Consider the following 14,121-nt stretch of genomic DNA (forward strand, 5'->3'; position numbering starts at 1 on the left):
CTGCCGCTATCCCCGGCTGACACGGCGCAGGCGCTCCGATGGCGTCACGACGTCGGTCAGCCGAATGCCGAACTTGTCGTTCACGACCACCACCTCGCCCTGGGCGATGAGGTAACCATTGACCAGCACGTCCATGGGCTCGCCGGCCAGCGCGTCCAGCTCCACCACCGAGCCCTGCGCCAGCTGCAGGATGTACTTGATCGGCACCTTGGTGCGGCCCAGCTCGACCGACAGCTGCACGGGAATGTCCAGCACCATGTTGATGTCGTTCATGGGCCCGTCGTTGCCCGATGCGGAGAACGGCCGCACGGGCTCGCCCGACAGCGGGCCGCCCTGCTCTGCCTCGCCCGGTGCGCCGTCAGAGGTCTTTTGCTCTTCGAGCGCCTCGGCCCAGCCTGCAAACGGGTCTTCTGCAGCCCCGTCCTTGTTGTCTTCAGTTGCCATTCTTATCTCCCATCCAGTTCGCGTCGGCGCTGCGCAGACACTCTTCAATACGGATGGCGTACTTGGCGTTGTGCGTTCCGTACTGGCATTCAAAAACCGGCACCCCCCCAATGGAGGCCCGGATGCGGGGTTCGCGGTCCAGCTCGATGAAGTCGCCCGGCTTCATGGCCAGCAACTGCTCGACCGTGGCGTCCGCGCGGGCCAGCTCGGCCACCAGCGTCACCTCGGCCGCCTGGATCTCGCGCGTCAGCACGCGCACCCAGCGGCGGTCCACCTCGATCGAGTCGCCCTGCGTGGACGAATACAGCACGTCGCGGATCGGCTCCAGCGTGGCGTAGGGCATGCAGATGTGGATAGCGCCCGACAAGTCGCCGATTTCCAGCTGAAACGCCGTGGACACGACGATCTCGCTGGGCGTGGCGATGTTGGCGAACTGCGGCTGCATCTCGGAGCGCTGGTATTCAAGCTCCAGGGGATAGATGCCGTGCCACGCTTTTTTGTATTCGGTGCAGATCACGTCCGCCAGGCGGTTGATCACCCGTTGCTCGGTGGGCGAGAAGTCGCGCCCTTCGATGCGGGTCTGGAACTTGCCGACGCCGCCGTACAGCGTGTCGATGATGCCGAACACCAGCGACGGCTCGCACACGATCAGCCCGCTACCGCGCAACGGCCGGATGGCGACGATGTTGAAGTTGGTGGGCACCGCCAGCTCGCGCAGGAACGCGCTGTAGCGCTGCACCGACACCGTACCCACCGACACTTCGGGGCTGCGGCGGATGAAATTGAACAGCCCAATGCGAAAGTTGCGCGCGAACCGCTCGTTGACGATTTCCATCGTCGGCATGCGGCCCCGGACGATGCGCTCCTGGCTGGAGATGTCGTAGTTGCGCACCGACCCCGCATCGACTTCTTCCTGGGCCGTTTTCTGGCTCTCGCCGGTGACGCCCTCCAAAAGGGCATCGACCTCTTCCTGCGACAGAAATGAATCACTCATGGCTTGCGTCTCCCGCCAGGCTCACTGGATGATGAAGCTGGAAAAGAGCACCGCCCGCACCGGGTTGTTGTCGGCGCGGGGGCGTGGAGCCGGCTCCGGCTCCGGCTCATCGCCTTCTTCCGCGTCCCGGGCGACAGGTGCCTTGCGCGGCTTGGCTACGGTGAAGCCCAGTGGCTTGGACACTTCGCGCCGAATGTCGAGCGCCAGCTTTTCCTTGCCGTCGCGTGACAGCAGTTCTTCGGAAGTGCGCTGCGATATCAGCATCAAAATGCCGCTGCGAATGCTGGGCAAATACTGCTTGACCGAGGTTTCGGTCTTGGCATCGGTCAGCTCCAGCGTGATGCCGATCTGGGCAAAGCGGTCACCGCCCGGGTCAGCCAGGTTGACCACCATGTTGTCGATGGGCAAAAAGGTGGGGGGCGTTTTGGGGGCGGCGCTTTGCGCAGCGTGTTCCGCCGGGGCATCGCCGCCTTCGTCATCGGCAGCGTGGCGCTTGGACAGCATCAGCCAAGCAGCGGCACCGCCGGCCACGACCAGCAGCACGACGACCACCAGAATGATGACCATCTTCTTGCTTTTGGCAGGGGCGGCAGGGGCGGTGGCGGGAGTGGCGGACACGTTGGAACTTCCTTCGCGCAACGGGTGCGGATCAGCGGGAGAGAGCAGCGCCAGACGACAGGCGCACAGATGGCGGCAGAGCCCATTATTGGGCAGTAGCGCGAATCATGATAGCCAGAATAAAAGCCCAAAAACAGGGCTTTCACTCCGCTAGCCCGCCGCTGCAGCCATCGCCGCCTGCAGGCGGCCACACCAGCCGCTGGCGGGCGGGCCTCCCACCCAGCGGCCTGGCTGGTTGAAGCGATTCCAGCTCAGACGAAGATGTCTACCGCCCGCTCGCCGGCCCCCTGGCGGGAACGATCCACGGCGCCGAGCGGCGCGCTCGACTGCACCGTCGCCTGGCGGGCGCCCTGCCGGCCGCGGTCGTTGCCGGAACCAGACTGCCCTGCCCCGTCGCGCGCAGCCGATTCGCCGGACGTGCCCACGGTGACGCCGGACAGCTGCAGCCCCTCGGCCTGCAACAGGTCACGCAACTGCGCGACGCTGCTGTCCAGCAGATCCCGCGTGTGGGCCTGGTCGCTGCGGAAGGCGATGTGCGCCTCGCTGCCCGTGAGCGAGACGGTGACTTGCACCGGCTGGCCGTCGCGGTCCAGCGTGAGTTCGGCGTTCTGCGTTTTCTGGTGCACCCAGTAGGCGACCTGTTCGGCCAGTTGGTCTTCTGCAGCCATTTGGGCGGGGTCCGCCGCAGCGCCCGACAGGTCTGTGGCAAAGGCATCGGCGCCAGGCACTTCCCGGCCAGGCTCGCCCGGTGCTGTAAGCGCTGCCGCATTGCTGCCTGCCGCGCCCTCCCCGCCACGGCCAGACCGGCCATCGGCGGCGGTGGCTTCGGGCTGCCCTGCGAGCAGGGCGGTTGACAGCACCTGCGATGGGTCGCCGGCTCCACGCTGCGCTGCCGCAGCAGCGTTCAAGCCTGCCGAATCCCGATGGTCTGAAGAAACAATACTGACCGTAGAAGCAGTGGCGGCCGTCGTTGCAGACAACAGCGCGGAGGCAGCGTCGTGCGTACCAGTCTTGCCCGCTTCCGCCGCGCCGGCGCGCAAGGCTGCGCCAGGTGCGGCGCTGGCGTCTGCCGCGCCCGACAGGCCAGCGGCCGCCCAGGCGGACTGGAAGCGCCCGGCCATACCGCGCATTGGCGCCGCCGCATTCGCTACCGGCGCGCCGTTGACAGCGGCGGCTTCCGTCGCGCCATCCAGCATCGCCGTCTGCCCCACCAAACTGTCCACGCCGGCCTTGCCTGCGCCGCGCGACCACAACGCATCGAGCCCGCTCACGGCAGCCGAGCCGAGCCGGCTGTCGGCCAGCGAGGCAAGTCCGGCTCCCTGGCCTTGACCCTGGCCCGCACCAGCCACCGGTGCGCCAGCCAGGGCCGCGAGCGAGGCCGCATCGGCCGCTGCCTGCGCGGCCAGTGCGGCAGGCGATAGGACCGATGGCAGAAGCGGCGGCTGCAGCGCAGGGTCCGCCCCCAACGCAGACACCGCCCCCGCTGCGGCCGGATCCAGCGGATCGTCTTGCGCCACGGCGCCGGCGCCGTCACCCAGCGCGGCCAGCAGCAGCGAAAAGCCATCTTTGGGCTGCGCGCTGTCCTGCTCGGCCGCCTTGGCGGTGTGGCGGGTGCCGCGGGTTTCGTGCGTGGCTGCGCGCTGGGGAGTGGGGGTGCTGCGGGTGGCTTCCATGATCAAAACTCCTGGCCCAGAGGGCTTCTGTCAGCACGGGCGGACTGGATCGCAGCCCGCTCGTCGGTTTCTTTTTGCTCGCGCCGCGACTGCAGCTGTTCGATTTCGCGCTGGCGCTTTTCCACCACCTTCTTCAGGCTGGCCAGCCGCAGTTCTGCCTGCAGCAAAGCGCGCGCAGCGGCCTCGACCCGGCCGGCCTGGTCATGGAGCACACCGCCCTGCATGCCGATGGCGTGCGAGAGCCGGTCCATGAACTGGTAGTGGTGATACATCACCTCGGGCTTGAGGGTGGCGTCTTCGCGCACGCCCCAGCGGCCCTGCGTTTCGGCGGCGTAGCCTTCGAGCTGGTTGAACTGTTCCTGCGCGGCGCGCTGGGCGCGTTCGACGTCCTGGACCGCCTGGCGGGCCGCGTCGCGCTGGCGCTCGGCCATCTCGACGGCGATCTGGAAGGATTTGAGGGAGGACATGTTCGTGGCCTGTGCTGCGCGCTCAGTGGCCCAGTACGCTGGCCATGGCCGTCAGGCTCTGGTCCAGCGATGCGGCTTCGAACATGTCCTGCTGCAGAAAGTCGGCCATGGCCGGCTGCAGGCGGATCGCCTCGTCCAGTTGCGGGTCGGAGCCGCTCATGTAGGCGCCGACCTGGATCAGGTCACGGCTCTTCTGGTAGCGCGAGTACACGGCCCGAAAGCGTCGCGCCATGTCGAAGTGCTCGCGCGAGACGACGTTGTGCATCACGCGCGAGGCCGATTGTTCGATGTCGATGGCGGGGAAATGCCCCGTCTCGGCCAGCGCACGCGACAGCACGATGTGGCCGTCGAGAATGGCGCGGGCCGAATCGGCGATCGGATCCTGCTGGTCATCACCTTCCGACAGCACTGTGTAGAAAGCGGTGATGGAACCCACGCCGTGCAAGCCGTTGCCGCTGCGCTCGACCAGCGCCGGCAGCTTGGCAAAGCAGCTGGGCGGGTAGCCCTTGGTGGCTGGCGGCTCGCCAATGGCCAGGGCGATCTCGCGCTGCGCCATGGCGTAGCGGGTCAGCGAATCCATCAGCAGCAGCACATGCTGGCCCTTGTCGCGAAAATGCTCTGCAATGGCGGTGGCATAGGCAGCGCCCTGCATGCGCAGCAGCGGGGGTGCGTCGGCGGGTGCCGCGACGACGACCGCGCGGCCCCGGTCGCCAGCGCCCAGAATGTCTTCCACGAACTCCTTGACCTCCCGACCGCGCTCGCCGATCAGGCCCACCACGATCACGTCGGCCTGGGTATAGCGGGCCATCATGCCCAGCAGCACGCTCTTGCCCACGCCCGAGCCGGCGAACAGGCCCAGCCGCTGGCCGCGGCCCACCGTCAGCAGCGTGTTGATGGCGCGCACGCCAGTGTCCAGCGTCTCGCGCACCGGGTCGCGGTTCATGGCGTTGATGGGGCGGCGGTCCATGGGCTCGGACGTGACACCTGCCAGAGGGCCGGCATGATCGAGCGGAGTGCCCTGCGAATCGACCACGCGGCCCAGCAGACCATCGCCCATGGGCAAGCGAAGCAGCCCCACGCCCGCACTGGCGGGTGTCGTGCCCGGCTCGTCGCCTTCCGGAGCACCCAGGCGCGGTGCTGGCACGTACGAGGGAGCCGGCGTCACGCTGGCGCCGCTGGAGAGACCGTGGATGTCGCCAGCCGGCATCAAAAACGCCTTGTCGGCGGAAAAACCCACCACTTCTGCCAGCACGGGCTCGTGCGCTGGCATCTGCACCAGGCACTGCGAGCCCACCGGCACGCGAATGCCGGCAGCCTCGAGCACCAGGCCGGTCAGCCGCGTGAGCGTGCCGCGGCTTTCTAGCGGCGTGCGCTCGGCGACGCGGGCCCGCGAGTCGGCCATGAAGCGCGTCCAGGCTTCGCCGTCATGCGACATGGCCATCTCCAACCTCGGCGGTGGCCTCGGCTTGCGTCGATCCACCTGTGGGTGCTTCTTCAGCGCGCAAGTCAGTGCGAAGAGGTGCGCTTTCCGGTGTTTTTCTGGTGGGCACGGGCACGTCTGCTGGCTCAGCAGCTTGTTGCCACGCCGTCGCCAGCCCCAATGCGGCAACGGCACGCTGCCAGCGCTTGTCCAGCGAGCCATCGACCACGGTGCCGGCCGACTCCACCAGGCAGTCACCCGGCTGCACGTTCGCGTCGACCACCCAGTACACCTTGGCGGTGGAGAATTCTTCACGCAGCGGCTTTTCCAGCTGCGCCCAATCTTCGGCGTTCAGTCGCACGGTGGCCGGCCGACCCTCGCCGATCAGCGAGCCGAGCGCCTCGCGCACCACAGGCAGCACGGCCTGCGGATTGATCGACAGCTCCCGACGCACCACCTGCCGGGCCAGATCGCAGGCCAGGGCGAGCAGTTCCTGCGCCATGTGCTGCTGCATGCCGTCCAGCCCCGCATCCACCGACTGGGCCAGGCGGTCCAGCCGTTCTGCGGCTTCACGGCCCTGGTCGGCCACGTAGTCGTCCATGCGCTGCTGCCACTCCAGCGACGCTTGCGCGCGGCCCTGCTCCACACCCTCTGCATGCGCTTGCGAGCGTGCCTGGTCCAACAGCGCCAGATGCTCGGATTCGTCGATGCCTGGGGGTGGCAGAGGCGTTTCGGGTTCGACGCTGTCTGCCACGGCGGGCGGTGGAATCAAGCCGGATTCGTTCACCGCGCCGAACTGCCAGGGCGTGACGCCGCCGACTTCCTCGCTGGGAATGAAGCGCGAGTAGTGGCGATTAAATGAGTGCGTCATCGCCACCGCCGCCAATCACGATCTGACCTTCGTCGGACAAGCGGCGCACCGTCTTGAGGATTTCCTTCTGCTGCGCCTCGACTTCCGACAGCCGCATCGGGCCGCGCGATTCAAGGTCTTCGCGCAGTGCATCGGCCGCACGGGACGACATGTTGCCCAGGAACTTCTCGCGCAACTCGGGCTGTGCGCCCTTCAAGGCCACCACCAGCGTTTCCGACGCCACCTCGCGCAGCACGGTCTGAATGGCGCGGTCGTCGAGCTTCATGACGTCGTCGAACACGAACATCTTGTCCATGATCTTCTGCGCCAGGTCGGGGTCGTAGCCGCGAATGGATTCGAGCACCGTGGCGTCCACGCCGGAGCCCAGCAAGTTGATGATTTCGGCCGCCGACTTCACGCCGCCCAGCGAGCTCTTGCGAATCTTGTCGCCGCCTGCCAGCACCTTGAACAGCACTTCGTTCAAGTCCTTGAGCGCAGTGGGCTGAATGCCTTCGAGCGTGGCGATCCGCAGCAGCACCTCGCCGCGCTGGCGGTCGGTCAGCTGCATCAGGATGGCGGACGACTGGTCCGGGTCCAGATGCACCAGGATGGCCGCGACGATCTGCGGATGTTCGTTGCGCAGCAACTCGGCCACGGAGAGCGGGTCCATCCACTTCAGGCTTTCGATGCCCGACACGTCGCCGCCCTGCAGGATGCGGTCGATCAGCAGCGCCGCCTTGTCGTCGCCCAGAGCGCGCTTGAGCACCGCGCGCACGTAGTTGCTGGTGTCGGACACCAGCAGGCTCTGCGCGGCAGCGTCGTTGGAGAACCGGTTGATGACCGAATCCACCTTTTCCCTCGACACCGATTTCATGCGGGCGATGGTTTCGCCCAGCTTCTGCACTTCCTTGGGCGACAGGTGCTTGAACACCTCGGCGGCTTCTTCCTCGCCCAGGGACATCAGCATGATGGCCGCGTCGTTCAGTCCTTGCTCATCCATGGTTGGCTCGCTTCTGTTCGCGGCGCATCATTCGCCGTTGACCCAGGTCTTGAGGATGTTGGCGACCGCCACCGGGTTGGCCTTGGCCAGCGTGCGCGCTTCGTCCAGGCGCAACTGCTCGGGCGTGGCGGGCAGGTTTTCCGGGCGTACCGGAGTGGGCGCTGGCAATGCAGGGCGCTCCAGTTGCTCCGATTCCAGCGCGTCCAGCTGCGCAACCTGATTCTGCGCGTTGGCCAAGACCGGGACGGCCTTCGGCGCGTTCAGTCCCTTGATGGCCGGGCGCACCAGGCCCAGCAGAATCAGCGCGGCGAAGAGCGACAGCCCCACCGGCCAGCCCAGGCTCTTGGCCAGCTCGATCATTTCCGGCTGCTTCCAGAGCGGCAGGTCGACCGCCGTGCTGGCGTCCACCAAGAACGGCGTGTTCATCAGGTTCACCGAATCGCCACGGTCTTTGTTGAAGCCGATGGTTTCGCGCACCAGGGCGGTCATCTGCTCCAACTGCTGGGGCGTGAGCGCCTTGTTGCCCGCGCCGGCCTTGCCATCGCTTTCGGCGGCAGGCTGGTAATTGACGACCACCGCCGCACTCACCCGCTTGATGGCGCCGGTGCCGCCACGCGTGACACGGGTGGTCTTGTCCACCTCATAGTTGGTGACGGATTCGCGCTTGTTCGGCGCGGCCTGCGCACCTTGCTGGCCAGCGGCCGTGGGGGCTGGATTGGCGCCATTGATGGGCGCCGTGGCCGGCTGGGGCGGCTGGTTGGTGACTGCGCCGGGCACGCCGGTGGGCGGCTGCGGCGTCTGCTGGCCCGAGCTTTCCACCACTTGCTGGCTGCGCACGGCGCTGCTGTCGGGCGTCTGGTTGGGGCGGTGCTGCTCGGAGGTGGACTCGGTCTGGGTGAAGTCCACATCGGCCGTCACCTGGGCCTTCACGTTGTTCTTGCCGACCACGGGCTCCAGGATGTCCAGGATGCGGCGGGTGTACTGCTGCTCGATCTGCTGCACGTAGCTCAGCTGCTGCGCGTCCACGCCGGAGCCCGCGGCCGTGTCGGGCGACTGCGACAGCAGCTTGCCGCTGTCGTCCAGCACGCTGACGGCGGTGGGCGACATCTCGGGCACACTGGAAGACACCAGGTGCACGATGCCGGCCAGTTGGGTACGGTCCAGGAAGCGGCCGGGGTAGAGGCTCAGCAATACCGAGGCCGATGGTTTTTGCTGTTCGCGGAAGAAGCCGTTCTGGTTGGGCAGCGCCAGGTGCACGCGTGCGCTTTGAATGGACGAGAGCGCCTGGATGGACCGGGTCAGCTCGCCTTCGAGTCCGCGCTGAAAGTTCAGCCGCTCCTGAAACTGCGTCACGCCGAAGCGGCTGGTTTCCATCAGCTCGAAGCCGGTGACCGAGCCCTTGGGCAAGCCCAGCGTAGCCAGGCGCAAGCGCACGTCGTGCACGCGGTCGGCTGCAATCATGATGGCGCCGCCGCCCTCTGCGTACTTGTAGGGCACGTTCATGGTGGACAGTTGCGCCACGATGGCGCCGCCGTCCTTGTCGCTGAGGTTGGAAAACAGCACCCGGTAGTCGGGTTGGCGGCTGAACAACACCGCCGCCAGCACGCCACCCACCAGCAATGCCAGGCCCAGACCCAGCCGCAGGCGGGCCGACCGGTCGAGGCCGGAGAGGCGCTGCACCCAGGAAGGGGTGCCTGCGGAGGGGAGGACGGGTATTTCGGCGACTGCGGACATCGTGCTTTCCAGTATGTCAGGCCAGGGCGGGGCTCTGGCGGTGTAGCGATTATTCGGGAACCCCTGCCGCACGTTCGCTGGATAAAGCGCGCCTTTGACCATCATTTCCGCACGATGGCGGCGGCGCACACGCCTAGGATTGCACCATCTTCCCCGCGCCCCGACCACCCCGAGCACACCGCCATGGACCTTCGCATTTCAAGCCCCACCGCCCCGCTTTCGGGCACCGGCCTGGTTCGGCGCGTCACGGCGCCGCAGGAAGGCCAGGACGTCGGCTTCTCATCAGCGCTCAAGGGCGCTCTGCAGTCGGTCAGCGCCGCGCAGAACAAGTCCAGCGACCTGCAGCGCGAGGTGCAGCTGGAGAACCCGAACGTGAGCATCGAAGAGACGATGGTCGCCATGCAGAAAGCCCAGGTCGGCTTTCAGGCCACGCTCCACGTGCGCAACCGCATGGTGCAGGCCTACACCGACATCATGAACATGCAGGTGTGACGGGCGGCGCAACGAGCGCCTGTCACTCCATTCACTGCATCTACCGGCATTTGCTATTATTTTTATAGCTACCAGCGCTTTATGGATAAGCGCTAGAGGCCAATTTGACCATTAATTCCGGCTTCAACATCCTGGACTCGCCCTTGAGGCCCAAAAACTAAAACGCCTCGCATCCCATGGAAGGATGCGAGGCGTTTGTCATGGGGACCGGGGCGAGAGGCTGGCAATCCGCAAAGATGCACGCCGTGCTACTTAGCCGGCAGGAACCGCCGCCCCCGCCGCCGCAGCTTGAGCGGGTGGGGTCAGCCCTGCAGCCTGCAGATCAATGCATCACCATCGGCTGGCGTTCGAACAGGTGCTCGAACTGCGACAACCAAGGCTCTGCCAGGCAGCGGATCTCGGCATCGTTGCGCAGGATGCGCTGCATGATGCGCGTCTTTTCGCGGCGGTGCTCGGGCAGCAGATCCTTCTCTTGCGCCTCGTAGCGCAAGCGCTCGATCAATACGGCACAGGTGCCTTCGTAGCGCACGACGCCGTCCCAGTCCTTCAACTTGGCGGCCTCAAGCATCTTCGCGCTGCTGTCTTCTATGGCTTTGTAGTAGTCAATCAACATTTCAGGCATTTTTCAGGCCTCCGCCATCACAGGCTGCGCGGGGTCGTTGGCCGCGCCGGCGGGGGCGCCGGTTTTCTTCATGTCGCTCCAACCTTGCGCCACGGGCTCGATCAGGCGGGCCACTTCTGCCAGCATGGCGTCGTCGTTACGGGCATTAGCAAGAATCAGGCGGCGCAGTGCGTAGTCGTACAGGGCGTCCAAATTGTTGGCCAGCACGCCACCGGCTTCGCGGTCCAGCGCCGTGCGCAGGCCCTCTTCCAGAATGCGCACCGCCTTGGAGATGCTGGCGCACTTGGCAGACACGTCGCCGCGCGCCAGAGCGCCGCGGGCCGTTGCCACGGCGTTGAGTACGCCCGCATACAGCAGCGTGACCAGTTGGTGCTGGTCGATCGTGTGCATGCTGGTTTCGACGTTGATGCGCTGATACGCAGAAGCGGTGCGGGGGCTGTAGGTACTGAACATGGCGTTTGTTCCTGGGTTTGTTATTCAATTTATCGGCGTTCCGCCTGATAACTGAAGCCCATTAACTGGATTTATTCCACGTCGTAACTTGTTGCTGGATATAGCTATTCAACGCGTTCAAGCTGGCCATCTTGGTGTCCAGGGCGGTGTATCGGGCACTGAGGCTCTTCTCCAGGCGGTCCGCCCGGTCGGTGATGCGTTCAACGTCCGCCGCGGTGCGTTTGAGCGCATCCTTGTACGACTTGTCCTTGCTGGCAAAAAATCCGTCCGACGACAGCAGCTGCTTGGTCATGACCTGGAATTTGCCCGCAAATCCGTCCTCGATGCGGCCGCCCTCTGCACCCCGAAAGAACGCTTTGACCTCATCGGGGTTCTCCATCGCTTTGGTGAATTTCGTGGTGTCGAGCTTCAAGTTGCCGGTCGGCGACAGATTGCCCAGGCTGCCCTCCGACACCACGCCCACGTCGGACAACGAGCGGAACGCGCCAGACTGATTGACCGACTGCAGCGCAAGACGCAAGGTGTTCTGCAAAGTCACCGCCGCGGTGTCACCTTGCAGCAGGCCGGCGGTGTTGGTTTCCTTGTCATATTTCGTTGACTCGTTCAGCGCCTGATTGACGGCGTTGTACGCGGCGATGAAATCTTCGACATTCTTCTTGACCGCCGTGTTGTCTTTGGTGACCGTGATGGCCACATCCTCGGTGGTTGTCTTGACCGCGGTGAAGGTAACGCCCGCCACCGCTTCGGCAAAGACATTGGTGCCCGAGGTCACCGCGACGCCGTTGACCGTGGCGTTGGCATTCTGCGCAAACTCGGTCGTGCCCATCAGCAGTCGCGACAGCCCCGTGGTGTCGGCGTTGCTGCCGTCCGCGTCCGCTACGCTGAGCTGGTAGCCCGCAGCTTCGCCGGTGGTTTTGCTGCGCAGCATGAGCCGCTCGCCCGTCGCATCGGTCAATACCGTCGCCGTAACGCCGGCTTTGGAGCCGTTGATCTTGCTGGCGATATCCGCCAGCGTGTCCGTGGCCGTGACAGCGATGTCCACGCCAGCCACCGTGCCCGCGGTGAAGTCCTTGGGTGTGCCGCCCCATACACCCGCCGCCAGCGTCAGCGTGCCGGCGCCCACTGCGCTTTTGGTCGGCGTGAGCGCCGCCGAAGTGGACGATTGCGCCTTGGCCAGGTTTTGAATCTGCACGTTGAACGAGGTCGCCGCAGCGCCACCCACCGCAGAGACGGTGACGGCCTCTGCTTTCGACGAACTGGCCGCCACGCCATTCCAGCCCGTGACGCTGGTCAGCTTGCTGGCGGCATCCGCCAATGTAGAAACCAGCGACTTGAATTGCCCGAAGGTGGAGACCTTCGCATTGGTCACAGCGGCTTGCTGACTCAGCCCGTTGGTCTTGGTAATGGGGATCTTCACGGCATCGACAGATGCCTTGATCAACGCATTGACGTCGACATTGCCACCCAGGCCAATGCCGATGGATGAAAAACCTGCCATGTCCACCTCCTGTCAGTACGTCGAGTTGTATCGCCAGAAATTATCGGAGCGCTGGGATCACACCATCCCGTAGATAAGAACGGGAGAACCCATCCAATCTACCCCGTTGCCCTGAAACTGGCAAAAGTAGCAAAGGCGGCAGCGACCAGATCGCTGCCGCCTTCGGGCCGCGAGGCCGTGCAGCCTCGCGCTCGTGCTGCAATTAACGCAGCAGGGACAACACGCCCTGGGGCAGCTGGTTGGCTTGGGCGACCATCGCCGTACCTGCCTGTTGCAGGATCTGCGTGCGCGACAGGTTGGCCGTTTCTGCAGCGAAATCCGCGTCTTGAATGCGGCCACGCGAAGCGGACATGTTTTCGGACGTGCTCTGCAGGTTGTTCACGGTGGTTTCGAAGCGCGATTGCAGAGCACCGAAGCTTGCACGCTGGCCGTTGACCGCAGCCAGGGCCGAGTCAATGATTTTGAGAGCCTTGGTAGAGCCGTCTACCGTGGACACGTCAATCTCGTTCACGGAGTTCAGCGTCGATGCACCAGCCGAGATATAAGCAGACGTGCCATCCAGCGAATAGCCTTTGTCAGAGCTGAATTCCACCGTTCCGCGTGAAACCGCAGTTCCACCAGCAGCAGCAGCAGCAGCAGGAGCGCTAAAAGTCAGCGTCGTAGCAGTAGCATCTTGCGCAGCCAACGACACCGCAGCCGTCGCCGAGTCGTTTTTGATGTCAATATCGGCACCGGAGTCATTGGTCAGGATAACGCCATCGCCGTTGCTATTGAGTTTTGCAGTTATGCCTGTTTGCGAAGAGACGTCGTTAAACGCCTTCACAGCCTCGCCCAAATCGGTAGCTGATGTGGCAGAGAAGGTGATGGTGGCTGCCGTGGTGGTGTTGTCTCCTTTAATAGCCAGAGTGACAGCACCAGGGGTCGTCACTTTGAACTCAGACAGGTTACGAGCCGAAGCCGTCACACCAGTGGTTTCAGTAGCTCCGTTCACCGTAGCAGCTATTTTGCCAGCGGTGTCTGCAGCGTCGACGTCTAATGCCTTACTCTGCAGACCGTTCACGATGATCGTTGCAGCACCGGCAGCGGGAGCGGTGGCTGCTGCAGCCACGCTGGCCGAGGCTTTGATTTGTGCGCCGTAGGTATTGGTGCGGAAGTTGCCAGTGGTGGCGGTAATGGTCTGGTTGGCGTTTGCGCCCACTTGGAACGTGGCCGAACCAAAAGAGCCGTCCAGCAGCTTCTGCCCATTGAATTCCGTCGTCACCGAAATGCGGTCCAGTTCGGACAACAGCTGGCCCACTTCAGCCTGGATGGCCTTGCGGTCGCCAGCGCTGTTGGTAGCGTTGGCCGACTGCACGGACAGCTCACGCACCCGTTGCAGGATGTCGCCAGAGCTCTTCAGTGCGCCTTCAGCCGTTTGCGCCAGCGAGATGCCGTCGTTGGCGTTACGCACGGCTTGGTTCAGGCCGCGGATCTGGGAAGTGAAACGCTCCGAAATAGCCAGGCCAGCAGCGTCGTCCTTGGCGCTATTGATGCGCAGGCCCGACGACAGCCGCTGGATGGACGTGTTGAGCGAATTTTGGCTCAGGCCCAGGTTGCGCTGAGCGGTCAGCGAAGCGAGGTTGGTGTTGATGGTGGATGCCATTGCAAATCTCCTGAAAGAACTGACTGAATATGGCGTTGCCGCCAACTGGGCCCAGAACCGTCTGGCCTCAGGGTTCACAGCGCCTTGCGGGCTTTCTGTTGAACGGCGGGTTGCTACTGCTGTTCGCACGTCCCGTTGAAGATGTTTTCGGGTCGCCCGCGGAAAACTTTAGGAACAAACGCAGGGATTGAGCGGTTTTTGTGCGTCTTATCCA

13 protein-coding genes and 1 pseudogene are annotated in these 14,121 nt (G+C 64.8%); 1 reads left to right on the plus strand and 13 read right to left on the minus strand.

Features of this window, described 5'->3' with window-relative positions; genetic code table 11:
* Positions 1 to 6: 6 nt before the first annotated feature.
* The 9 genes and pseudogenes from fliN to fliF form a co-directional block, all read right to left on the minus strand.
* On the minus strand, positions 7 to 444 hold the full coding sequence (gene fliN / locus RQI28_RS18650; protein WP_311224152.1) for a flagellar motor switch protein FliN: 438 nt from the start codon (positions 442 to 444) through the stop codon (positions 7 to 9).
* Positions 434 to 1,438: a flagellar motor switch protein FliM gene (fliM, locus tag RQI28_RS18655; RefSeq protein ID WP_311224153.1), complete on the minus strand. Its 1,005-nt coding sequence runs from the start codon at positions 1,436 to 1,438 to the stop codon at positions 434 to 436. The genes fliN and fliM overlap by 11 nt, the downstream gene beginning before the upstream one ends.
* A gap of 21 nt (positions 1,439 to 1,459) precedes the next feature.
* Positions 1,460 to 2,005, minus strand: coding sequence for a flagellar basal body-associated protein FliL (gene fliL / locus RQI28_RS18660; RefSeq protein ID WP_404976946.1), 546 nt, complete (start codon positions 2,003 to 2,005; stop codon positions 1,460 to 1,462).
* 302 nt (positions 2,006 to 2,307) lie between these two features.
* Positions 2,308 to 3,729, minus strand: coding sequence for a flagellar hook-length control protein FliK (locus tag RQI28_RS18665; RefSeq protein ID WP_311224155.1), 1,422 nt, complete (start codon positions 3,727 to 3,729; stop codon positions 2,308 to 2,310).
* A gap of 2 nt (positions 3,730 to 3,731) precedes the next feature.
* The gene (locus tag RQI28_RS18670) at positions 3,732 to 4,196 is read right to left on the minus strand and encodes a flagellar FliJ family protein (protein ID WP_311224156.1); all 465 of its coding nucleotides are present in this window, start codon (positions 4,194 to 4,196) and stop codon (positions 3,732 to 3,734) included.
* A gap of 22 nt (positions 4,197 to 4,218) precedes the next feature.
* Positions 4,219 to 5,631 carry a flagellar protein export ATPase FliI gene (fliI, locus tag RQI28_RS18675; protein WP_404976944.1) on the minus strand — a complete coding sequence of 471 codons (1,413 nt, stop codon included), beginning with the start codon at positions 5,629 to 5,631 and terminating at the stop codon, positions 4,219 to 4,221.
* A 142-nt stretch (positions 5,632 to 5,773) separates the two neighbouring features.
* Positions 5,774 to 6,487 (minus strand): annotated as a pseudogene (locus tag RQI28_RS18680) (FliH/SctL family protein); the annotation flags it as partial.
* Positions 6,471 to 7,466: a flagellar motor switch protein FliG gene (gene fliG, locus RQI28_RS18685; RefSeq protein WP_311224157.1), complete on the minus strand. Its 996-nt coding sequence runs from the start codon at positions 7,464 to 7,466 to the stop codon at positions 6,471 to 6,473. The pseudogene RQI28_RS18680 and the gene fliG, both read right to left, overlap by 17 nt.
* Positions 7,467 to 7,493: 27 nt before the next feature.
* Positions 7,494 to 9,200: a flagellar basal-body MS-ring/collar protein FliF gene (gene fliF / locus RQI28_RS18690; protein WP_311224158.1), complete on the minus strand. Its 1,707-nt coding sequence runs from the start codon at positions 9,198 to 9,200 to the stop codon at positions 7,494 to 7,496.
* A gap of 183 nt (positions 9,201 to 9,383) precedes the next feature.
* Between fliF and fliE the strand changes: the two genes are divergently transcribed.
* Positions 9,384 to 9,692 carry a flagellar hook-basal body complex protein FliE gene (gene fliE / locus RQI28_RS18695; RefSeq protein WP_311224159.1) on the plus strand — a complete coding sequence of 103 codons (309 nt, stop codon included), beginning with the start codon at positions 9,384 to 9,386 and terminating at the stop codon, positions 9,690 to 9,692.
* A 322-nt stretch (positions 9,693 to 10,014) separates the two neighbouring features.
* Here fliE and RQI28_RS18700 read toward each other — a convergent pair whose 3' ends face one another.
* The 4 genes from RQI28_RS18700 to RQI28_RS18715 form a co-directional block, all read right to left on the minus strand.
* Positions 10,015 to 10,314, minus strand: coding sequence for a flagellar protein FliT (locus RQI28_RS18700; protein WP_311224160.1), 300 nt, complete (start codon positions 10,312 to 10,314; stop codon positions 10,015 to 10,017).
* A 3-nt stretch (positions 10,315 to 10,317) separates the two neighbouring features.
* Entirely contained in the window at positions 10,318 to 10,767 is a 450-nt protein-coding gene (fliS, locus tag RQI28_RS18705; protein WP_311224161.1) for a flagellar export chaperone FliS, read from the minus strand.
* Positions 10,768 to 10,828: 61 nt separating this feature from the next.
* Positions 10,829 to 12,265 (minus strand): flagellar filament capping protein FliD, encoded by a 1,437-nt coding sequence (gene fliD, locus RQI28_RS18710; protein WP_311224162.1) that lies wholly within the window; start codon positions 12,263 to 12,265, stop codon positions 10,829 to 10,831.
* Between the two features lie 202 nt (positions 12,266 to 12,467).
* Positions 12,468 to 13,907: a flagellin gene (locus RQI28_RS18715; RefSeq protein WP_311224163.1), complete on the minus strand. Its 1,440-nt coding sequence runs from the start codon at positions 13,905 to 13,907 to the stop codon at positions 12,468 to 12,470.
* Between the last annotated feature and the right edge of the window lie 214 nt (positions 13,908 to 14,121).

It is taken from the genome of Acidovorax sp. WCS2018Noco2-16, assembly GCF_031843945.1.
Lineage (GTDB): Bacteria > Pseudomonadota > Gammaproteobacteria > Burkholderiales > Burkholderiaceae_C > Paracidovorax.